This window comes from Streptomyces sp. NPDC050264 (genome assembly GCF_040655895.1).
Classification (GTDB): domain Bacteria; phylum Actinomycetota; class Actinomycetes; order Streptomycetales; family Streptomycetaceae; genus Streptomyces.
Window position 1 is genome coordinate 71934 of sequence record NZ_JBFAKV010000012.1, and the last position, 21970, is coordinate 93903.

At 68.1% G+C, this 21970-nt stretch carries 15 protein-coding genes; 10 read left to right on the plus strand and 5 right to left on the minus strand.

Going from position 1 to position 21970, the window contains the following annotated elements; all coding sequences use genetic code 11:
* Positions 1 to 162 precede the first annotated feature (162 nt).
* Positions 163 to 609 (minus strand): DUF1772 domain-containing protein, encoded by a 447-nt coding sequence (locus AB0J02_RS22585; RefSeq protein WP_363195526.1) that lies wholly within the window; start codon positions 607 to 609, stop codon positions 163 to 165.
* Between the two features lie 88 nt (positions 610 to 697).
* Between AB0J02_RS22585 and AB0J02_RS22590 the strand changes: the two genes are divergently transcribed.
* The 6 genes from AB0J02_RS22590 to AB0J02_RS22615 all read left to right on the plus strand — a co-directional run bounded on the left by AB0J02_RS22590 (position 698) and on the right by AB0J02_RS22615 (position 10029).
* Positions 698 to 1276 carry a TetR/AcrR family transcriptional regulator gene (locus AB0J02_RS22590; protein ID WP_363195527.1) on the plus strand — a complete coding sequence of 193 codons (579 nt, stop codon included), beginning with the start codon at positions 698 to 700 and terminating at the stop codon, positions 1274 to 1276.
* Positions 1277 to 1922: 646 nt separating this feature from the next.
* Positions 1923 to 3101 (plus strand): cytochrome P450, encoded by a 1179-nt coding sequence (locus AB0J02_RS22595; RefSeq protein ID WP_363195528.1) that lies wholly within the window; start codon positions 1923 to 1925, stop codon positions 3099 to 3101.
* 19 nt (positions 3102 to 3120) lie between these two features.
* On the plus strand, positions 3121 to 5811 hold the full coding sequence (locus AB0J02_RS22600; protein WP_363195529.1) for a LuxR family transcriptional regulator: 2691 nt from the start codon (positions 3121 to 3123) through the stop codon (positions 5809 to 5811).
* 459 nt (positions 5812 to 6270) lie between these two features.
* Positions 6271 to 7338 carry a glucokinase gene (locus AB0J02_RS22605; protein WP_363195530.1) on the plus strand — a complete coding sequence of 356 codons (1068 nt, stop codon included), beginning with the start codon at positions 6271 to 6273 and terminating at the stop codon, positions 7336 to 7338.
* 640 nt (positions 7339 to 7978) lie between these two features.
* Positions 7979 to 8527 carry an SIS domain-containing protein gene (locus AB0J02_RS22610; protein WP_363195531.1) on the plus strand — a complete coding sequence of 183 codons (549 nt, stop codon included), beginning with the start codon at positions 7979 to 7981 and terminating at the stop codon, positions 8525 to 8527.
* Positions 8524 to 10029, plus strand: a complete 1506-nt coding sequence (locus tag AB0J02_RS22615; protein WP_363195532.1) for a trehalose-6-phosphate synthase — start codon at positions 8524 to 8526, stop codon at positions 10027 to 10029. The genes AB0J02_RS22610 and AB0J02_RS22615 overlap by 4 nt, the downstream gene beginning before the upstream one ends.
* Here AB0J02_RS22615 and AB0J02_RS22620 read toward each other — a convergent pair.
* Entirely contained in the window at positions 10005 to 14333 is a 4329-nt protein-coding gene (locus AB0J02_RS22620) for a caspase family protein (protein ID WP_363195533.1), read from the minus strand. The genes AB0J02_RS22615 and AB0J02_RS22620 overlap by 25 nt on opposite strands.
* Positions 14334 to 14335: 2 nt before the next feature.
* Here AB0J02_RS22620 and AB0J02_RS22625 point away from each other — a divergent pair, with 2 nt between their 5' ends.
* The gene (locus AB0J02_RS22625) at positions 14336 to 15184 is read left to right on the plus strand and encodes an NAD(P)-dependent oxidoreductase (RefSeq protein WP_363195534.1); all 849 of its coding nucleotides are present in this window, start codon (positions 14336 to 14338) and stop codon (positions 15182 to 15184) included.
* A 4-nt stretch (positions 15185 to 15188) separates the two neighbouring features.
* Here AB0J02_RS22625 and AB0J02_RS22630 read toward each other — a convergent pair whose 3' ends face one another.
* Entirely contained in the window at positions 15189 to 16040 is an 852-nt protein-coding gene (locus AB0J02_RS22630) for an NAD(P)-dependent oxidoreductase (protein WP_363195535.1), read from the minus strand.
* A 120-nt stretch (positions 16041 to 16160) separates the two neighbouring features.
* Between AB0J02_RS22630 and AB0J02_RS22635 the strand changes: the two genes are divergently transcribed.
* Positions 16161 to 17117, plus strand: coding sequence for an antibiotic ABC transporter ATP-binding protein (locus AB0J02_RS22635; protein WP_363195536.1), 957 nt, complete (start codon positions 16161 to 16163; stop codon positions 17115 to 17117).
* Between the two features lie 126 nt (positions 17118 to 17243).
* Here the strand turns inward: AB0J02_RS22635 and AB0J02_RS22640 are convergent, their stop codons facing one another.
* Complete coding sequence (locus tag AB0J02_RS22640; RefSeq protein ID WP_363195537.1) at positions 17244 to 17867, minus strand: TetR/AcrR family transcriptional regulator; 624 nt, start codon at positions 17865 to 17867, stop codon at positions 17244 to 17246.
* Between the two features lie 124 nt (positions 17868 to 17991).
* Here AB0J02_RS22640 and AB0J02_RS22645 point away from each other — a divergent pair, with 124 nt between their 5' ends.
* Both AB0J02_RS22645 and AB0J02_RS22650 read left to right on the plus strand, forming a co-directional pair.
* Positions 17992 to 19443 (plus strand): amidase, encoded by a 1452-nt coding sequence (locus AB0J02_RS22645; protein WP_363195538.1) that lies wholly within the window; start codon positions 17992 to 17994, stop codon positions 19441 to 19443.
* A 409-nt stretch (positions 19444 to 19852) separates the two neighbouring features.
* Positions 19853 to 20788, plus strand: coding sequence for an alpha/beta hydrolase (locus AB0J02_RS22650; RefSeq protein ID WP_363195539.1), 936 nt, complete (start codon positions 19853 to 19855; stop codon positions 20786 to 20788).
* Between the two features lie 498 nt (positions 20789 to 21286).
* Here AB0J02_RS22650 and AB0J02_RS22655 read toward each other — a convergent pair whose 3' ends face one another.
* The gene (locus tag AB0J02_RS22655; RefSeq protein WP_363195540.1) at positions 21287 to 21952 is read right to left on the minus strand and encodes a GPP34 family phosphoprotein; all 666 of its coding nucleotides are present in this window, start codon (positions 21950 to 21952) and stop codon (positions 21287 to 21289) included.
* Between the last annotated feature and the right edge of the window lie 18 nt (positions 21953 to 21970).

Genomic DNA, 21970 nt, shown 5'->3' on the forward strand with positions numbered 1-21970 from the left:
TGCCGCCCGGTGAGACTGGAACAAGGCACCATCGGCGTACGGTCGTTGGGCCGAACTCAGCGCCGGACGCGGAAGCTGCCCCGACGCTTGGCGAGGGCCTGGACTTCGGGCGCACGGCCGAGCAGTTGGGATGACGACGACCGGATGAGTGAGCCCGCGGGCTCAGGTGAGGGCGGCGACCAGCACGGCGAAGGCGGCGATGATGACGGCGACGCGGACGTAGTGCCAGCGCTCCCAGCGATTCATCTGCTGCTTCCAGTCGGCAGGCCGGTTGTCAGGGGTCCACGTCTTGTTCCGGTTGTTGATCGGGACAAGCAGCAGGAGCGACATGACCACACTGAGGGCCAGCAGCGCGCCGGCGGTGACGACGAGGCCGGTGCCGTGGTGGTGCCATCCGGCAATCGCCCAGATGCCGACGAGGACGAGCGAGCCGATGTACCAGACCGGCATCACGGCACCGAGCATCCGACCCCCGCGGGCGTGGCCGAGCTGGCCACTGTCCTCGGGGAGTGCGTTGAGGATCCGGTTCATGACGAAGCCGACGGAGAACTCCACGCCCACCATCACGCCGACGACCACGGTGGTGACGACCTCGAGTGCGCTGAACATACTGCCCCCTGACATCTAGTGCTGCTAGCTGTTGAGGCAACGCTAGTACTGCTGCCGCTTGATTGTCTAGCAGTGCTAGGATCGAATCATGTCGGTACAGGAACGCAAGCAGCGCGAACGGGCGGAGCGTGAGCGCCTCATCGTCGCGACGGCCCGTGAACTCGCCGAGCAGCAGGGCTGGGACGCGGTCACCACCCGCCGGCTCGCCGAGCGCATCGAATACAGCCAGCCCGTCCTCTACAGCCACTTCCGCGGCAAGCGCGAGATCATCGGTGCCGTCGCCATCGAAGGCGCCGCGGAGCTGGCCGCGACGGTACGTGCCGCGACCTCCGCCGCGGACAACCCCCGGGCCCGCGTCACGGCCCTGGCCCGCGCCTACCTCGACTTCGCCGCACGCAACCCGGCGGTCTACGACGCCTTGTTCCAGCTCGACGGCGGCCTGGCCTTCGCGGACGAGGACACCCCGGAACCTCTCAAGGACGCCTTCGCCGCGCTGCTGGAAAGCCTGGGCGAGGTCGCCGGGGACGGCGTCCACCCGGGGCTGTTCACCGAAGTGTTCTGGGCATCACTGCACGGCCTCGCGACCCTGACCCGGGCGGGGCGGCAACTGCCGGAGGACGCCGCGCAGCGGGTGGAACTGCTGGTGGACCGTCTCGCCGTGGTCTGACACACCACCCTGGCGGGCATGCAGCGGCTTCACTCTCGGGGTGAGACCAAGCCCGAGAACATCGACCGCCTGCAAGGGGTCGGGAGACCGCTTACGGCCGGGCTTGGCCCATCCGCTCGTACCTCGCGGGCTTTTCGTCGATGTGCGCCAGGCGTTGGTGCGGCCGACCGCCACGAGCAGCTCGACCACGATCAAGATCGCGACGGCTTGGTTACGGTCGAGTGCCGCCAGGCCGTGCAACGCCTGGACGAGCCCCTCCCTGCGGGCGGCGGCCTGATGCCCGGCTGCGGCCACCGTCAACCCGGCCTCCAAGACGCCAGAGCAGCCACCTCATCAAGCAGTCCCATCGTCATCGACCACTCCCCCAGCTCACCGAAGAGCTCACCGGGACAGCAACGCCCGGCGACGCCTTCCGGAACACCCGTCGCCGCTGCGCGGCCAGGGCGTCCCGGTGAGCGTCGACGCGTGTCGGCGGCATCGCACACACCATGACTACGGGTACTGCCTTTGCGGGCAGAACGGGAGGCCGAACGGGCAGGACCTCGCCTGGACTTCATCTTCGAGGCACCTACGTAGTTCTTACCGATGCGAAGGAACCTCGCCACGATGAAACGTCTCCAAGGACCCCCTTTTCCTTGGAGAACCGTTGTCCCACATACCCGTCAGCGACGTCGATCTCTACACCGAATCGGCGCGCACCGATCCGTACGATCTCTATGCCGAACTGCGGGCCCTCGGGCCTGTGGTGCATCTGTCCCGCTACGACCTTTACGCGTTGCCCCGCTACGAAGAGGTGCGCGCCGCGCTGATGGACTGGCGGACGTTCTCGTCAGCGCGTGGGGTCTTCGTGGATCCGGACGTGAACGCGCAACTGGAGGGGATCACGCTGTGCAGCGATCCCCCCGAGCACACGGCGATGCGCTCGGTGCTGGGACGGCCGCTGCGGCCGGACCGGATGCGCGAGGTGACTCCGCGGATCGAGAGCGAGGCCGACCGGGTCGTCGAGCGGGTCGTCGGCCGAGGCCGGTTCGAGGTCGTCACCGAGCTGGCGGAGTATCTGCCCATGACCGTGGTGTCGGACCTGGTCGGGCTTCCCGACCAGGGACGGGAGAAGATGCTGGAGTGGGCCGCGGCCATCTGGAACACCCAGGGCCCCGCCGACGACCGGGCAGCCGCCGCGGGACCCGCCGTCGAGGAGTTCATGGCCTTCGCCATGAAGGACGCCGTGCCGGGGAAGATCGACCCCGACGGCTGGGCCGCACAGCTCTACGAGGCCGCCGACCGTGGCGAGATCCCGCGCGACAAGTGCCCGGTGATGATGCTCGACTACGTCACGCCCAGCCTGGACACGACCATTCTCGCCATCGCCAACGCGGTCGCGTTGTTCGCCGAGAACCCGGACCAGTGGGACCTGCTGCGGGAGGACCGCTCGTTGATTCCGCACGCGATCAACGAGTCGTTGCGCCTGGAGACTCCGGTGCCCCAGTTCAGCCGGGTGCTCACCGAGGATCATGAGGTCGGCGGAGTCCCGCTGGCCGCCGGGTCACGGGTCGCGCTGCTCTATGCCTCCGCCAACCGCGATGAGCGCCACTACGCGAACCCGACGCGCTTCGACATCACCCGCCGCCCTTCGGACCACCTCGCCTTCGGGCGGGGCGAGCACGTGTGCGTCGGGATGCACCTCGCCAGGCTGGAGATGAGCGCGTTGCTGGAAAGGCTCGCCGACCGGGTCGCCCGCTTCGACATCAACGAGCGCCGACCGATGATCAACAACGGCCTGCGCGGTCTCGACCACCTGGACGTGACGGTCACACCTGTGTCCTGACGCGCCTATTGTGTGCGGCGTGACATCGGTCGACTCTTTCGGACAACTCATCGGCAGGCAGCGGGAGATCGGGTGCCTGACGGAGCTGACGAACACCGCGCGCGCGAGCCGCGGCGGGGCCCTCGTCCTGCTGGGTGAAGCGGGCATCGGTAAAAGTGCTCTGCTGGAGTATGCCGGGCGAACGGCTCAGGAAATGCGGATCGTGCGAGCCTCCGGTTCGGAATACGAGAAGGAATTGCCGTTCGCCGGCCTCCACCAGCTGTGCGTGCCGCTGCTGTCGTATCTCTCTCATCTGCATGCCCAGCATCGTGAGGCTCTGCAGAACGCGTTCGGGCTGGGGGCCGGCGCGCCTGATGTGTTCCGCGTCGGTCTTGCGGCCTTGGAACTGCTGTCCTGCGCGGCCGGTGAACGTCCGCTCCTGTGCCTGATCGACGACGCGCATTGGCTGGACACCGCCTCGTCGAAGGTGCTGGCCTTTCTCGCGAGGCGCATCGCCTGCGAGCCGGTGGGCATGGTGTTCACCGCCCGGCCAGGATGCGAGGCGGGTGAATTGGCGGCGTTGCCCACCGTGACGGTCGGCGGGTTGAGCGACACCGACGCACGGACGCTGCTGGGCAGAAGAAGTCACCTGACCCTCGACGACCAGGTACGCCACCAGCTCGTGGCGGAGGCACGCGGAAACCCCCTCGCGCTGCTCGAACTACCGGCGGCCGGCGGGTTCGCCCCGCCGGCCACCACGTCGGTGCCGAACCGTGTCGAGCGGACCTACCGGGCGAGGCTGACGGGACTGCCCGACGGGACAAGACTGCTGCTGACGATCGCGAGCGCCGACCCGACGGGAAGTCCCGCTCTGTTGTGGCCCGCCGCACGGCAGTTGGACATCGACGTGACGGTGGCAGGCGAGGAAGCGGCCGCCACCGGGCTGGTCGAGTTCTCCACCCGCATCCGCTTCTGCCACCCCCTGGCCCGGTCCGCCGTCTACCGCGCCGCACGGCCCGGGGAGCGCCTGTCGGCCCACCGGGCGCTGGCCGACGTCACGGACCCGGCCGTGGATCCCGACCGGCGCGCCTGGCACCGGGCCCAGGCCGGCACCGGGCCCGACGAGGACGTCGCCGCCGAGCTGGAGCGTTCCGCGGCCCGTGCACAGGCCCGGGGCGGGACAGCGGCTGCGGCTGCCTTCGCCGAACGTGCCGCGGCCCTGTCGCTGGACGCCGCCAAGCGCACCGAACGGACTCTGACAGCCGTGCGGGCACACATAGACGCGGGTACGAGCGACGCCGCACGACAGCTCCTGGCCACAGTCGGGCACCTGACACTGCACACCCGCCAGCGCGCCCGCGCCGACCTGCTGCACGGGCAGCTCGCGTTTCTGCGGGACAACGACAACAACGGCCCGATGTACATGCTGCGCGCCGCCCAGCGGCTCGCGGACGTGGACCCGGAGTGGTCGCGCGAATGCTTCCTGGACGCGCTCGAGATGAGCCTGGTCGTCGGCCGGGCCACCGGGGTGATGGACAGGGTCCTCGCGGCGGCACGGGCCTCGGCGCCCGCACCGCGATCACCGGATGTCCTGGACGCGTTGATCCTCCTGACCACGGACGGGCCCAGGGCCGCCTACCCCCTGATACGCAAGGCTCTCCACGGGGACGACGCCCCGATGTGGATCCGGCGGCCCGCACTCGCCGTCGTGCTGGCCTGCGAACTGTGGGACCCGCACACCCACGAGGAGATCACCGAGTGGCTGATGAAGACCGGCCGCGCGTCGGGCTCGCCGCTCCTGCTGCGTCTGGGCCTGGCGCAGACGGCGTCCAGCAGCGCGTTCTCGGGTGACCTCGGGCGGGCCATGGCCGCGATCACCGAGGAGGAGGCCATCGCCGACGCCGTCGGCGGTCCCCCGGTGACGTACCACAGGCTGCAACTGGCAGCGATGCGCGGCCGACGACAAGAAGCGCTGGAGCTGTTCGAGACGGTCACCGCGACGTCGGCGGCGAGCGGCGCGGGGCAGCTGATGGCCAACACGCACTGGGCAGCCGCCGTGCTGCACAACAGCCTGGGCGACTACTCCGCCGCACTGACCGCGGCTCGGCAGGCCACCGCACATGGCGACCTCTTCCTCGCCGGTTTCTCCTTGCCGGAACTGGTGGAGGCAGCGGTCCGGTGCGGTGAGCACGAGGCGGCCGCCGAAGCGCTGGTATCGCTGACCGAGCGCACCGAGGCCAGTGACACTGTCTCCGGCCTGGGGATCGCGGCATACGCACGAGGGCTGGTCACCGGGATCGAAGACCACTACCGGGAGGCCATCGAGCATCTCGACAAGAGTCCCCTGGTCCCTTACCGGGCCCGAGCCCACCTCCTGTACGGGGAGTGGCTGCGGCGCCGGGGGCGTCGACGCGACTGCCGCCAACACCTGCGTACCGCACACGAGTTGGCGTCCGAGATAGGGGCCGAGGCGCTCGCCCGGCGAGGGGCGGACGAACTCCGGGCCACCGGTGAGAAGGCCCAGAGCCGGTCCGGGAGCACTGACGGCCGGCTCACCGAACAGGAGAGGTGCATTGCCCGGCTCGTCTCCACCGGGGCGACCTCCAAAGAAGTCGCTGCCCACCTCTTCCTCAGCCCACGCACCGTCGACGCCCACCTGCGCAACATCTTCCGCAAGCTCGACATCAGCTCCCGCAGGCAGCTCAGAGACCATCCGAGCCTCGGCGTCTGACGCGTGCCGCCATCCGTGAGCAGCTCAGCACGCCTTTGCTCATTGACGCTCCGGTTGGCGTCGCGGGTCTGTGCCAGGCCCGGCAACTCCGCCGCCCCGGTACGACGGAGAAGAGGATCCGTACGGCTCGCCGGAGCGTTTTGGGCCGTCATGTCTGCTCCGCAAAGCCGAACACGGCGCCGCATAACGTGCCTGTGCGGAAGTTCGCCAATTAGAGGGATTATGCGGGAGAGGCCCGGACTCTAACCTGGCTTGAGAGAAGGTATCCAAGACCGCGGCCTGAACCTGCCTCTCTGGTGCAGGCCTCCTGACGATCCTCGACATCCCCCTGGCGCGAGCGGGAACACCGTAGCGGTCTCCGGCACTTCGACACCGGGCGGCCGACGCACCGAGCGGTTTTCGTCAACCGCCCGCCGTTCGTGGCCGGTTGCAACCGGCCACCTACACATGAGGAATGCCATGCCGCACATTTCGCGAGAGCGAATCACCAGCCTTCCGCGTACTGACATCGCCGGCATCGATGCCGGCGGCACCAAGACACACATGTGGTTCCTGGACCCGATCACCGGAGAGACCAGGCACGTTCAGGCGCGGTCCGCCGACTACGACTCTCTGGAGCACCTCTTCTACGGATGCTTCGACATGGCAGGCTGTCTGCCCCGATCGCTGGTCGCGGGCGTGGCAGGGCGGCCCGGACGCGACGGCGACGTCAGAATCACCAACCATCCACAGTGGCCCACCTTCCGGCGCCGCGCCTTCGCCGCGGACCTGGGGATGACGCTCACGACCCTCAACGACATGGTCGCCACGACAGCCGGAGTCGCCGACCTCGACGAGTCCGACTGGGTGGCGCTGACCCCGGAGGTAACGCCTCATCCAGGCCCGGCCCTTCTGGCCGTATCGGTCGGCACCGGCGTAGGGAGCGCCGCGGTGGACAGGGCCGGACAGGCCCACCCAGCGGAGTCGGGGCATGTCACCTGGCAGCCGGTGACCGCCCTGGAGGAGGACTACCTCCGATCGCTGCAGCGACTCCGACCGGGCATCCCGATCTCGGTGGAGCTGTCCATCGGCGGACTCCGCGGCATCGACCACATGTACGACTTCATGACCACGCGGAAGAAGCCGGGCCCCTACATCCAGGAGCACGTCGACCGCTTCCGGCGGGAGCACCGCGGCATCGGCCCAGTGATCACCGCGGCCGCTGTCGGCGGCGACGCCTGCTGCCGCGAGATCATGCGACTGTTCGGCGCCATCTTGGGGCAGTTCCTCCGCAGCATCGTGCTGACCTGTATGAGCGAGGGCGGCTCTGTCTGGCTGACGAGCGGGGTGCTACAGGCGCCCGGGGTCTGTGACCTCCTGATCTCGGACACCGTTTTCCTGGAGCGCTTCATCGCTTCAGGCGCGGAGCACGCGGAGCTGATGCAGGAGATCCCTCTCTACAGCGTGACGGACCGACAGGTCGCAGTACGTGGGGCCTTCGCACTCACTCGTCAAAGCGCACAGCAGGTACCCGCCACGATCTACTGAACTCAAGACCGGATAATTGCGGTCTTTCGGTGACCGTCGGACTCCGGGTGGTCGTGGCCGTGGTCGTGGCCGTGAAGATCGGTTTCACCTTGTGCTGTCGCCGTTCGCCCTCCTGGCTCTGAAGTGCGAACGGCGACAGGGGTCGTGCTGCTGCCGACCGGGATCAACCGGAGCGCGAGACGCGATCGGCGCGGCGCAGCGTGCCCCTCAGGCCGTGGAAGTCGGTCCCGATCTGCCATCAGCCCGTGCTGCGGGATCGGTGTCAACGCCTCGCAGGTGCCGCCGTAGAGCAGCCAGGGCCCTTCTGGGGCACGGCGTCTTGCACCAAAGCCGGCGACACACCTGCGGAGGCGTGACCTCCGGGCTAACATCCGTGGGAGGCAAGGCAGGTTCGTACAATTTCGTACAATAATGTCGTCGCTTGCTGGGAGTGCACCGCCTATGTTTTGGGTCCTCCGACACCAGTGCGCAACCCGTGGCCACAGTTTCCGAACAGGCATCGCCGAACGTGTCGGATGACCCGACAGTGCTCCGAAGCGGTCAGGCTCCCTCACGCCGTCGCACGCGATCCGCGCCGCACAACTACGAGATCTTCCTCCGGGAAGCCACCAAAGGTTTCGGCGCAATCGACCCCGGCGCGGTGCACCAGGCCGTGACGCTTCTCAACAAGGCCCGGCGTCGCCGGGCCCGGGTCTACGTCATGGGCAACGGGGGCAGTGCCTCCACCGCAGGCCACATGGCGTGCGACCTATCCAAGGGAATCGGCCGCACTCGGCACGAGCGGTTGCGTGTCGTCGCACTCGCCGACAACTCTTCGCTGTTCAGTGCCTGGATCAACGACAACGGCAGTGCCCAGGGCTTCGCGGGTCAGCTGGACACCCTCCTCGACCCGCAGGACGTCACGGTCGCCGTCAGCGTCAGCGGCAACTCGGAGAACGTGCTGGCGGGCCTGGACACGGCACGCGAACTCGGCGCCGCCACGATCGGGCTCCTCGGCTCCGACGGCGGGCGCGCCCTGCACCGGGTCGATGTGGCTCTGCACGTGCCCAGTTGGGACTACGGGGTGGTCGAGACCGTCCACCTCGGATTGGTGCACGCGATCGCCAACGCCCTGCGCGGCCATCCCTTGACCGCACCACGGGCGCTCGCCGCGGAGCCGGCCGACCTCGCCGTGGTACCTCCGCCGTGACACAGACCCTCGCGATCGCCTCCGACCGCGGCCCCGTCACCTTCTCGGACACGGGGCCGCAACCACGGATGGAACACCGACCGGGGAGCGTCACCTCCCTCCTCGACACCGCCGCGCGAGAACTTCCCCGACGCACGCTGTGGGTGGCACCCTCCGCCTCGGAAGCGGACCACAGCATCACCGGCGCCACGGAGCGTGCGAGGCTCACCCGGCACCTGGGTTACGCCTACACCCCTGTCCCGGTCAGCGAGCAGACCTACCGTGAGTACTACGACGACGTTGGCGTGCGTATGCTCTGGACAGCCCTGCACGGTCTGTGGCCGGACCTCGCCGGCACGGGCGGCCCGCCCCCGGAGCAGGCCACCTTCACCCGCTCTTACCAGCAGGTGAACCGGAGTGTCGCGGAGTACCTCGTCCGGCAGACTCGGCCCGGCACCCCCGTGCTGGTCCAGGACTATCAACTGGCGACCACCCCTTGGTTCCTCCGTGCCGTACGTCCGCACCAGCCCGTCGGACTCTTCCTGCACACACCCTTCTGCACTCCCGGCGAACTGGCCCAGCTGCCACGGTCCGTCTCCAGCGGGGTAGTGGACGGCATGCTGGCGGCACACCTGATCGGCTTCCAGTCCCCGCGTTGGATAACCAACTTCCTTGCTTGCTGCGAGGCTTGGGGGCACCGGGTGCACCACACAGGCTCGGGCCGGCAGTTGACCGGCATGGTGGAGCCTTCGCGCTCCCCGAGGTCCCCCTGTCCCCCCGGCCCCATTCGCACCACCACCATCAAGTGTTACCCGGTGCTCGCGGACTCGGCCCTGCTGTCCGCCACCGCACGGAGTCCGGAGGTCGGAGCCTGGGAGCGCCGGTTCGCGCTCGACCCCGCGGTCCGGCACATCGTCCGGGTGGACCGGATCGACCCGTCCAAGAACATCCTGCGCGGCCTGGAGGCGTACGAGCTGTTCCTGGGGCGGGCGCCGGAGCTGCGAGGCCAGGTAGTCATGACCGCCTGCCTGACACCGTCGAGGGAACGCGTGCCGGAGTACCGCGTCCACGCCCAGCGGATCCGAGAACTGGCCGACCGTCTGAACCGGCGGTTTCCCGGCTGCCTTCGCGTGCACCTGGGGTACGACGTGCACCGGTGCCTGGCGGCGCTCAAGTCCTATGACGTATTGCTGGTGAACCCGGTACGCGATGGCATGAACCTCGTCTCACAGGAAGGGCCCCAGCTCAACGCGCGCCACGGCACCCTGGTGCTCTCCCGCACCGCAGGCAGCAGCGATCTGCTCGGTCACCAATCCGAGTTGCTGCACCACCCGCGTGACGTCGGCTCGACCGCCAGAGCGCTGCGGAACGCCGTCGACCTGTCCCCCGCCGAACGATGCCGAAGGGCGGCGGGGCTGCGTGCCGCGGTCGCGGGCGGAGATCCGGTCCGCTGGCTGGGACAGCAGATCCAGGACCTGGAACGGCTGGTGCGCCCGGCTCAGCCGGGCGCGCCCTCTCCGTAGTAGTCGAACACGCAGACCTCCCGCCCCGTTCCCACCACCAGTCGGTTGTCCGGGGCCATGGCAAGCGACCACCCCGGGGCGGGGAGCACGAAGCCTTTCTGACGCTCCCAGGTGTGCAGGTCCCAGAACCGTACGATCCGGTCGTCCCCCGCCGTCACGACGACCTTGCGATCCCGCAGCCGCATACAGGAGATGGCGTTGGTGCCGACCCCCGCATCGCTCAGGCGCACACACCTCTTGCGGTCCTTCAGGTCCCACACGAACACACCACCGTCGTCGTCGACACTGACCACCACCGGACGCCCGTCGAGCGTGGCGCAGTCCAGCGCCCGCACCCAGCCCGTATGACCGGTGAACACCGCGGAGGTCCGGCCGGTTTCCAGGTCCCACAACCGTATCGAGCCGTCGAACGCCCCGGTCAGCGCGACCGGCCGCCCGTCCAAGGACGTGCACGCCACCGTGTTGATCCCACCGGCGTGCCCCGACAAGATGTCGCGCTCACTGTTGCTGCGCAGATCCCAGACCCGCAAGGTGCAGTCGTCGCTGACGCTGACAGCCACGGGCCTGCCCCTGATCTGCGTGCAGGCCACCGAGCTGACCCAGTCGGTGTGCCCGGTCAGGACCGCCCGCTGCCGCCAGCCCAACAGGTCCCACACCCGAACAGTGCCGTCGCTGGCGCCACTGACGATCACCGTCGCCTCATCGATCCTGGCGCCGGCCACCGCCCGAACGAACCCGCTGTGCCCCTCGATGACTCCGCGCTGACGACCGGACTCGACGTCCCAGGCGCGCACCGTGCGATCGTCCCCACCGCTGACGGCGAGGGCACGGCCCTCCACACTCACCGCACCCACAGCGTTCACTCCGCCCGCATGCCCCACCACGTCCTTGGGGTTGGGCTCCACGCTGGGGTCCCATACGCACATGGTGCCGTCACTGGCTCCGGTCACCACCGCGGTGCGCCCCTCGATCCGCACCCCCGCGACAGCCCGCACCCAGTGCGTGTGCCCTATCAGCACGCTCAGTTCGACTTCCTGGTGCAGGTCCCAGATGTGGGCGTGGCCGCTGTCGGTACCGCACACCACCACCTTCCGGCCATCGAGCGTCATGCAGGCCACCGCCCGGACCCACCCCATGTCACCGGAGAACAGGCACCGCTGCTCCTGTCGCCGCACGTCCCAGACGCGGACGGTGCGGTCGTCCCCACCACTGATCACCACGGGCGCGCCCCCCAGTTCGGCGAAGGTCACCGTGTTCACCTCGCCGGAGTGCCCCGTGAGCACCGCCCGTTCCCCGAAGCGGCGCCCGGCTTGTGCGGGCGTGGTTCCGGAGGGGTCCCACAACCGTACGGTGCCGTCGCTCCCGCCACTGGCGATGAGCGGCTCACCGTCGATCTCTGCGCATGCGAGGGCCCGGACAGCGCCCGTATGACCGTGCAGGCGCCGCTTCTCCCGCCCGGTGGCGATGTCCCAGAGCCGGATGGTGCGATCGTCACCACCGCTCACCAGCATCAGACGTCCCGCGACAACCAGACCGGCCGCCACGCCCACCCGCCCGACGTGCCCGCTGAAGACCGCGCTCTCGCTCTCCTCCCTCAAGTTCCACACCCGGGCCGTGCCGTCGCTGCTCGCGCTGATCCCGAGCACCTCGCCGCCGGACCGCACGCAGTTCACAGAGTTCACCTCTGCCATGTGGCCACGGAGCATTCCGTGCAGGTTCCCGTTGCTCAGGTCCCACAGTCGCAGCATGCCGTCCGTGTTCGCCGTGACGGCATAGGGTTGCTGGTCCAGTTCGAAGCAATCCGCGCTCTTCACTCCATGGGAGTGATCGACGAAGGACATCTGCAGAGCTGGATTGGCCTGGGAGCCGGTGGCCCACCGCACCCGCCAGGGCAGGTCCGCGCTCAACTCCCGCGCCAAGGACCTCATTTGATGGCTCGCGGCGTCGAAGGCCAGTATCTGCCTCCGTGTCACGGCATCGGACTGGCGGTGCAGCGTGAGTGAGGACCGGTAGATCGAACGCACCGTCCGCGCCTGCTCGCCACCGACCCAGCGCAGTGCCGGCGCCAGGACTCCCGGATCGGCATGCACCAGAAATTCCGGATCGGCCAGCAGATCGTCCAGGCTGCCGGCAATCGCCGCATGGCTGGCCAAATGGCTCCGTATATAGAGATGGGCATCGCCCCAGGCGCGACGCCCTGCTGTGGTCGGCACCTGCCCGAGCAGTGTCGTGGTGATCCGGCGGTGTGCCTCCTTGTCGCGCCGGGCGTCCCTGAGGAACTCTGCGAGCGTCTCGTGGTAGAGCCGGAATACCGAGCGGTCGCCCACGCGCACCTCGACGATGTACGCTCCGGCGTTCCCCAGGAGCCAGTTGACGTCCTCGTCGGAACAGCGCACCCCTGCCAGCACCGAAGCAAGCGCCGCCCACACGTTGTCCCACGGAAGACCCTGCCCCTCGGCGTAAGCGAGCGGGGTCAGTAGTCTGCGCACCCGCCACTCGTTGGCCCCGAAGCGCGACAGGTAGGCGGCGAAGACGTCCTTCACCTCGTTCGGCAGCCGTCGGTGCCAGCCGGCCTGGCTCGGATCCACTTCCACCTGACGGTTGATCAGCGAGCGGGCTGTCATGTTGGCGACAAGGAAGGACTGTCCCGCCCTGACAGCGACCCCACCGGCCACCGCGGCAGCGAGATCCGACCGCCCCCGGCACGGGGAGAGACTTTCGGGGTCACCTTCCGCCAGCAGCAGGGCCGTCACGTAGTCGGCCACGTCCTGGATGCCCGCGTACTCCGGCCGGTCCAGGTCGATGAGTTGGACGCCGGTGCCCAGGGCCTCGATCGGACCCCGCCGGGTGCCGACAATGAGCCGGACCTGTGCCATGGTCGACATCGGCCGCAGCAACGCCCGTGCGATCAACGTCGCTTCCGCCTGGTCACCGACGATTCCGGCCTCGTCCAAGGCATCGAGCAGTACCGTGAACTGCGAGGACCGGCCACGCAGGAAGCCCAGCAGATCGTCCGGCGTGGTGGCCACACAACCGGCGGCCCGGCCCAGTTCGGCGACGACGTCGTCGAGGGTCCTGCGGCGCAGGTGGAGGTGCGTGGTGACACACCCGGGCGGCGGCACGGTCTCGGAGGGAATCCGGTCATCGGCCACCGGTGCGTCCGCGAGGTGCAACAGGCGTCCGAGCAGGGCGGACTTGCCCGATCCAGGCCCACCCGTAACAACCCGCGCACGGCGGTCGTGAGAGGGCTCGGACAGCCAGCGGGACAACGACGTGAGAGCAGCGACCCGTCCGGTGAAGTACGAGCCCATCTCCCCGATGTGCTCCACTCCGCGGGCGCGTGGATCGAAGTGCGCGGATCGCTCCCGCCTCATCCTGGCGAGCGTCTCGACGTCCAGCTCCCCACCGAACAGGCCGGGTACGAAGTTCCGGTTGGGGAAGAACGGAGGCACTCCAGCGGTGTCCACTGATGTGCAACTCGCATGCTGGTAAGGGTGGTTCGCGCGGAAATCCTCGTTGATCCGCTCGGTGATCTCGGACAGGTCGATGTACTGCTGGTGCGCGCCGGCCTTCGGTACGGCAAGGCTCCCGGCCAGAGCACTGGTCAGTACGCCTTCGCCGGCCTCGTCCCGGGCCCGGGCGCCGGCGAGGAGCCACAGATTTCCCGCCGCCGTCGCCCTCCCGGTCGCCAACTGGTTCGCCACCATGGCGATGTCGGTCGTCCCGGCACCCGCGTAGCAGGTGTCGAGGACGATCAGCACGCGGGCGCGCACCGCGTCGTCCGCGAATACCAGAGCCAGGTCGTCCGTTCTGATGGCGGTCGACACCAGGCGATTCTCGACACTGTCGGCGCAGAGCAGATAATGGCGTCCGCCGCTGGCGCGCACGCCGTGGCCGGCGTAGTAGAGCACCACGATGTCGTCCGGCCTGCGGTCCGCCGACCCGACCCACTCCTCCAGGCCTGAGACGAGTTCCCCGGCCGCCGGGTTTCGACTCCGCTCCGCGAGCACCCGTTCGTAGCCGAGGGAGGCGAACAGCGTCGCCATGAGTTCCACGTCACCTTCTACACCGGGAAGGTCTTCGATGCCCGACTGCACGTAGCTTCCGGTCCCCGCGGCAATCACGAATCTGCGAGGTCCTTCGCCGCCATCTCCCATTGAATCGTGCGAGACCATTCGACCGTTTCTGCCCCTCGGAACTCCAGCACTGGGCCCGTACGATACGCCCACTACGTTCGCGCCGATAGCATTTTCCCGTTCAGGGGAAGACCCTGATCCCAAGGTCGACACCGACAGCTGGGGCACAAATGAGCGATGCGGTCACTATTCAAACACCCTTTCCCTTTACAGAGGGGCGCCTCCGAGTGATCCTCACCGGCGCCGCCGGGCGCATAGGCAGGGGTTTCGCGGAATTCGCGGCAGACCGGTTCGAGCTCGTCCTGTTGGACCGCCCCGGAGTCGATCTTTCAGGAATCGCCGCCTATGGGCGGACCGAGCACTGCGATCTGGCGGATCTTCCGCGGCTCACAGAACTTTTCCGGGGCGCCGACTGCGTCCTGCATCTCGCAGCCGATTCGAACACTGCCGCGGGCTGGGACAGTTTGCTCGCAGCCAACATCGTAGGCACCTACCACACATTCGCTGCCGCAAAGGAGGCCCGCTGCCCGCGACTCGTCTTCGCCTCGTCGGTGCACGCCGTATCCGGCTACAGCCCCGGCCGTCAGATCTCGGCGGACACCCCGGTAAACCCGGGAAATCTCTACGGAGTCACTAAATGTTTTGGCGAGGCGCTTGGCCGTTACATGGCCGAGCGCGAACGGCTCACGGTAATGGCGGTACGCATTGGCGCCTTCCAAAAACCCGATGCAGCAGAGGCTTCGGACTCCGACTGGATGATCGGAACCTTTGTGGCGGATGAGGACTTGTATCGCCTCCTGGAACGTGCCATCCGAGTCGAGGGAATCACCTTCGGAATTTTCCATGCCGTCAGCAACAATTGGTTCAAGCGACTGGACATCACCGAAACACGGGAGTTGCTCGGATACGAGCCCGCCTTTGATTTCATGCGGCTCTCGCCGACTTTCAAGGAGCTCTTCGCCGATCTACCGCACGGCCACAATCCCTCCGGCACGCGCTGCGCCGACAGGTCGGACTGAGCTCTCACCCATCGTTGTCCCGCCAGGACCGCACCGGGCGCCAACCGAACAATTCGTGCGCTTTCGCACTGCTTTGGAGCGACTCAAAAGTGCCCAGGGGCCTGGCGACCCGCACTCCTGCCCAGTACCTGTCGAGCAACTCCGCGGTGGGCCTGTCGGACAGGGTGTCGGGAGCCGCCAGCGTTACGGCCATCGCGCCGGCCAGCCCTGCCGTCAGGGCGAGCCGGCAGCTCACCGCCGCATCGGCGAGGTCTACGTAGCTCCACAGGTTCCAACGGCCGCGTTCCGGCTCGGCCCAGTACTCGGACAGAGCCGCGTAGTCCATACGGTCCATGACGACCGAAAAGCGGAGGGCCACCAGGGTCATCGAATAGCGGTGGGCAAAATGCCGCGCCAATTCCTCACCTATTGCCTTCGACAGGGCGTAGGAGGTCTCCGGGCGTACAGGGTGGGACTCGTCCAAGGGCAGATGGCCAGGGCCGGCAATCCGGAAGGGCGGGCCGAGGACAGTCTCACTGGAGGCCCAGACAACGCGCTGGATGCCGTGCATCGCCGCCGCCCGGAACACGTTGTACGTAGACGTCGCATTCACCGTGAACGTCGCCCCCTCCGCCAGTCTCGGGTGCAGCGTGTGCGAGTCGGGCAGCCCTGTCGCGGCGAGGTGAACCACCGCGTCCACCCCGTCCAGCGCATCCACGGCCTGCCATAGTTCACGCAGATCGGCCCGCCGGTAGCCGGGGCACTGCTCCCGTGTCGGCGCGACATCGACCTGGACGGATTCCTGACCATGCGCGGCGAGCTCGGCCACCACCGCCCGGCCGATCCGCCCCAGCCCCCCAGTCACCGCAATCCGCATGCCAACTCCCTTGCCGGACATTGGATTTGACAAAACGTCACATAGCCGTGCGACAGCGACTATAGTCGTCGCTCAGCGCTTCGAAAGGCGACCGCCTCGACGGATGTCCGAGGGGTACACATGGCTCGGATCGCAGTGGTCCACGGGATGTCCCAGCAGTACAAAGGACCCCGGTCCCTCCTCACCTCGGTCGCACCCGCCCTGCGCGACGGCGTGACTGCCGCCGTCGGCCCGGCCGGACCGGCACTGGGCGATGACGACATCACCTGCGCCTTCTACGGCGATACATTCGTACGACCGGGCACCCGCGCGACGTCGGTCCCGGCCTATGACGAAGCGGATATCGAACCCGGCTACGAGTCGCAGTTGCTCCTTGAGTGGTGGCTGGAGGCGGCGCGGATCCACCCGGAGGTCCTTGGGCCCGACGCGAAGTCCCGCGGGGCCGCCGGCTATCTGGCCGGCCGCCCGCTGAAACGCCCCATGGTGCGCCGCGCTCTCAACGCGCTGACGCACGCGCCCTACTTCGCCCGCGTCGCCGAACCCCTGTTGATCTTTGGGCTCAAGCAGGTTCACCGGTATTTCAACGAGCCCGGCCTCAGGGACCGCATCCAGGAAGCGGTCGCCCGGGCCATCGGGCCGGACACGCGTGTCCTGGTGGGGCACTCACTGGGCAGTGTGGCGGCATACGAGCTGCTGTGCAACGAGACGGTGCGGGCAGCGCATCCCGAGTGGCGGATCCCGACGCTGGTCACTCTCGGCTCTCCCCTGGGCCTGCGCGGCCTGATTTTCGATCGGCTGATCCCAGCGCCCCAGCGAGGCAACGGCGTCTGGCCGTCCGGGATTCAGAACTGGACGAACATTGCCGACGCGAGCGACATCGTCGCCCTGGTCAAAGATCTGGCTCCGCGCTTCGGCCCACAGATCGACGACCACGAGATCGACAACGGTACCGAGATGCATTCCATGAGCCGCTACCTCACTGCCCCCGTGACCGGCCGGGCCATCGCCCACGGCCTGACCGGGAGTGTGAATCCGGCGGCTGATCCGACGATCACGGGAGAGACGTCAAGCGACTGACACCGCCGTGGAGTTGGAGACTGTGGAGCCAGTCGGGAGCGCCGGGCTGTCAGAAAGGTGAGCAGGCGCGCCAGGCCACACTCGCATGCCCACGTTGAGCGGTGGTCGGGCGGGCGGCGCGGGCGGTCAGTTGGCCGCCCCGTATGCGCCGAGGTGGGAGCGGTGCCGGTCCACGATTCCCTCGACGATCTTCATCAGGCGGTCTCCCGTCTGATCGATGCTTCCGTTCTGTGTGCTGACCTGCGCCCCTTCGAGTACGAAGGTGATCTCGGCCGCGGCCTGTCCGGGGTCGGGCATCTGGGCTTCGGTGCACATGCCGATCAGCCTGCGGGCCTGGTGGGCCTTGTGGTCCTCGATCACTTGCCGTGCCGGATGAAGACGGTCGGGCAGCTCGGCGAGGGAGTTGACGAACGGGCAGCCCCTGTATGAGATCGTCGGCAGCCCCTCGGCGATGAAGCGGGCCAGGCCCAGAATCTGCTCCTCGGGCCGGCCGGGGTATTCGGTTTCCACGCGGTCGAAGGCCGCCTGATAGTCCGCGGCGACAATCCGCAGCCACTCCGCGACCAGCGCGTCTTTGGTCTCGAAGTGCCGGTAGATCGCCATTTTGGTGGTCTCGGCCTTGTCGGCGATCGCCTGGACCCCCACCTGCCGGATCCCTTCCCTCTGGAAGAGCTCTTCGGCGGCGTCGAGAATGCGCTCACGAGGCGGCAGCTTCGCCACTCTGCTTGGCCTTCTGAGGGTCGATGCCATGACTACTCCGTCACTCCGGTCGATCGTGCGGTTCACCACCTCTCTCACGGTACCAGTCCGACCCCTTCGATACCGTAGGGTATCGTTCGGCACTCGAAGGTATCGTTCTTGTCAGGGAGTGGCAGTGAGAGTTTCTGAGTACGTGAGCTTCGACGCGGTCGGGCTGGCGGAGCTGGTGGCCAAGGGCGAGGTACTCCCCGCCGAACTGGAGGCAGCCGCACGCGAGGCCGTGCAGGCAGTTGATCCGCGGATCAACGCCGTCGTGGAGACCTGGCCGACCGACGACGAACCCGTCCCCGTCAGCACACCACTGGCCGGCGTCCCTTTTCTGATCAAAGACATCGCGGTGGCCATGGCCGGGAAGCGTACGGAGCTGGGAAGCCGCCTGGCGGCCGGTAACGTCGCCGGCGCCGACTCCTCGCTGATGCAGCGCTTCCGGCGCGCGGGCCTCGTGACGTTCGGGCGCACCGCGACACCGGAGATGGCCTATGGCATCTCGACGGAATCAGCGTTGTACGGCGCGACCCGCAACCCGTGGGACCTGGAGCGCAGCGCGGGCGGATCCAGTGGAGGCGCGGCCGCCGCTGTCGCCGCCGGGGTGGTCCCGGTCGCCCATGGCACCGACGCCGCCGGATCGCTCCGTATCCCCGCCGCCTACAACGGCCTCTTCGGGATCAAGCCCACCCGTGGCCGGGTCTCCATGGGGCCCGACGTCGACGAGGTCTTCAACGGCCTGGCCGTGCACGGCAGCGTCAGCCGCACCGTACGCGACAGTGCGGTACTGCTCGACCAGATACGCGGCCCGGAATCGGGCGACCCCTACTTCGCCCAGCAGCCGTCACGGCCGTATGCGGAGGAAGTCACCCGTCATCCGGGCTCGTTGCGGATCGGTGTCCTCACCCAGGCGTGGGGCGGACGCCGTACTACCGCACCGGTGACCGACGCCCTCTCCCGCACCGTGCGGTTGCTCGAATCCCTCGGTCACCAGGTGGAGGAGGCCGAGGTCGGCCTCGGCGCCGACTGGGAGGAATTCGTCCTCGCCAACGCCCGGCTCATGACGGTGAACCTCACCACCCTGGTCGACGAGCTGGCCGCCGCCTTCGACCGTCCCGTCGACTCCTCGACCCTTGAGCCGACGACCCTCGCCGGCTACCACTACGGGCAGCGGGTCGGCGGCGCGCAGTTCCTCACCGCCCTCGCGATGCGAAACCGGGTGGCCCGAAGCCTGGCGCGGTACTTCGACGCGTACGACATCCTCCTCACGCCGACCCTGCCGGAGCCTCCCGTGCTTCTGGGCACCCACACCGAGGGTGCGGAGACACTGGACGGTCTCGGCTGGATCGAGCGCATCCATGACCTGTCGCCGTTCACCATGCCGTTCAACGTGGCGGGCACGCCCGCCATGTCCGTACCCGTGACGGCCGACGCCGGGACGGGGCTCCCGGTCGGTATGCAGTTCGCCGCCGGATACGGCCTGGAAAGCCGGCTCTTCCGCCTCGCCGGACAACTCGAACAGGCAAGTCCGTGGTCAGGCCGAACCCCCGCGGTATGGGCAGGGAACCACCCAGTCCGCTGAAGAACGCTCCTGGCACGCTGCAGAGAGACATCGACGGATTCTTGTCGGTCTCAGGACCGAGAATTCTCGCGGCGCACGGGACGGATGCCCTCAAAGCCGAGGCGAAGCCGCGGGTATGCCGACCTCGACGATTTGGGGCGGCCCTCGTGGCTGCCCCCTTCATGGTGGTGACCCGGCCTCGGAGGAACCCCTCACGCATGCGCTCGCGATCGATCCGCCTGCGGCGCACAGCACGGGAAAGAACATGACGTCCATGCCGTCGGGGTCGTGAACGCAGGCGGGCAGGCCGTGAGAAATCCGAGCCGAACGCGGCGCCACCGAGCCTCAAGCGGACGTAGGAATTCATTCAGACCTGAGCGGCCGCGACACCACGACGCACGAACAGAGATCCCTTGAAGGAGTGCCCGCCATGGTTGAGCGCATCGACGTACGCATTCCCCTGCCCGACGGCATCGAACTGGCCGCCTGGCTGTTCCTTCCCGAGAACGCCGAAAAGCCGTTGCCCGCCATCACCATGGCCCACGGTTTCGGCGGCACCCGCCACCACAGCATCGAGCACACAGCCCGTCGCTTCAGCGAGGCCGGCTACGCGGTTCTCCTCCACGATCATCGCAACTTCGGCGACAGCGGCGGCACACCCCGCCAGGACATCGACCCCTACCAGCAGATCGCGGACTGGCGATGGGCGATCACCTACCTCGGCACACGCGGAGAAATCGACGAACAGCGTATCGGCATCTGGGGATTCAGCTACGCCGGTGGTCACGCCCTGGTCCTCGGGGCCACCGACCGCCGCATCAAAGCCGTTTACGCCCAGTCCCCCACCGTCAGCGGCTATGAGACCGGACTGCGCCGCGTCCCGCCCCACGAGGTACGCGCCCTGGAAGAGCGCTTCCACCAGGACGAACGCGACCAGCTGGCCGGCAAGCCGCCCGTCTACGTACCTTTCGTCGACACCGACACGAGCCATGGCTCCCCGGCGGTCTACCCACAGAAGGGCGCGGCCGACTTCTACCTGCACCGGGCACCGGACGACACGTGGACGAACGAGGTGACCCTTCAGTCCAACCGCCGCGCCCGCGCCTACGAACCCGGTCAGTGGATCTCCCGCATCGCCCCCACCCCCCTGCTGATGCTCGTGGCCAAGGGCGACGACGTCGCCCCCGCCGACCTTGCCCTCAACGGCTTCAACCGCGCCCGCGAACCGAAGAAGCTCGTCCTCACGGACGGCAACCACTTCTTGTCCTACATCCAGCAGTTCGAACTCTCTTCCACGGTCGCGATCGACTGGTTCGACACCCACCTCAGGACCGCCGAGAAGAACGACTCCCGCCCCGACCGGTGAGCCCGCTTCGCTGCGTCCAGCCTCGACACGGGCACACGGGTGGAGTGCTTCTCCCCGTGCTGCTGACAGAACCCTGGATGAATCACATCGTTTCAGCTCAGTGGCACTGTTCGCTTATTCGGTCAAGGTATGGACGAGCGCGCTGACGAAAGCGCGAGGTTAGGTGCTATGTCTCGGGCTGTGCCCACCGCTTGATGTTGTGAGGTGCGGGAACGGAGCAGGCCAGGCTCGCAGTTGAAGCTGCTCGGTAGTCTCGGACGACTCGTCTGAGTCGATACGCCTCCGCTTCCAGAAAAACATGGGCGGACGCCACCGCGCCCCGCAGCCAGATCCAACCCGGCGAGCCGCCAGCCCTAGCTGGTCCAGGGCGGACGAACGGCTTCGATCTCGGGGTCCTGGAGTAGCGCCTCGACAAGCGGGCGAGGTCCGCAGACCTTGCTGCCCCACAAGTCGTAGTCGGTGCAGACGACCCAGGAGCGGGGCCGTCTGACCGCGTGCCTAATAGGCGCTCCAGCCGCCGCCGACCGCCCGGCTCGACAGGTACGAGTCGCGCAGCGCCTTGCGCAGGCCGGGGACGATTTCGTCGAACCGCGCGGCGAGCGCCTTGAGCGCTTTCTTGTGGGTGTGGCGGTCTCCGCGGCTCCACACGCACGTCACCTCGAGCTCGGCCGCGAACACGGCCATGGTCAGCTCCTCCAACGGGACCGACGCCGGGTCGGCTCCGCCGAGCACGGTGTCGCGTACTCGGTTCTGGAGGGCGCGCACCTCCTCCGGGTGGGAGACGGTGACACGGTCGGCCGGGATGATTCCCATCACCTTGCCGCGGGAGACGGTGACCGCTCCCGTGGCGGAGAGTTGGTCGCGGACCGGAGTCTCCGCGGTGTGGGCCTTGTTGTGCACGAACTGGAGCCAGCCCTTCGGCTTGCTGTCGGGCAGGTCGCTCCAGACCGCGGCGGCGAAGGAGTCGTCCGGTGCCTTCCCGGGCCTGCGGAACACCTTCCCTCCCGTAGCGTCGAGCAGCCCGTCGCGAGCCAGCTCGGTCAGGGCGCCGGCACGCAGCAACTGGCCACGGCCCTGGAGGTTGTCGAGCTGGAACTTGCCCTGGTCCACGGTGTAGCAGAGCAGGTAAAGCCGTTGGGGCAGTGTCCGGGTCGTCTGGGGCATGTTGTCTCCCATGGAGTG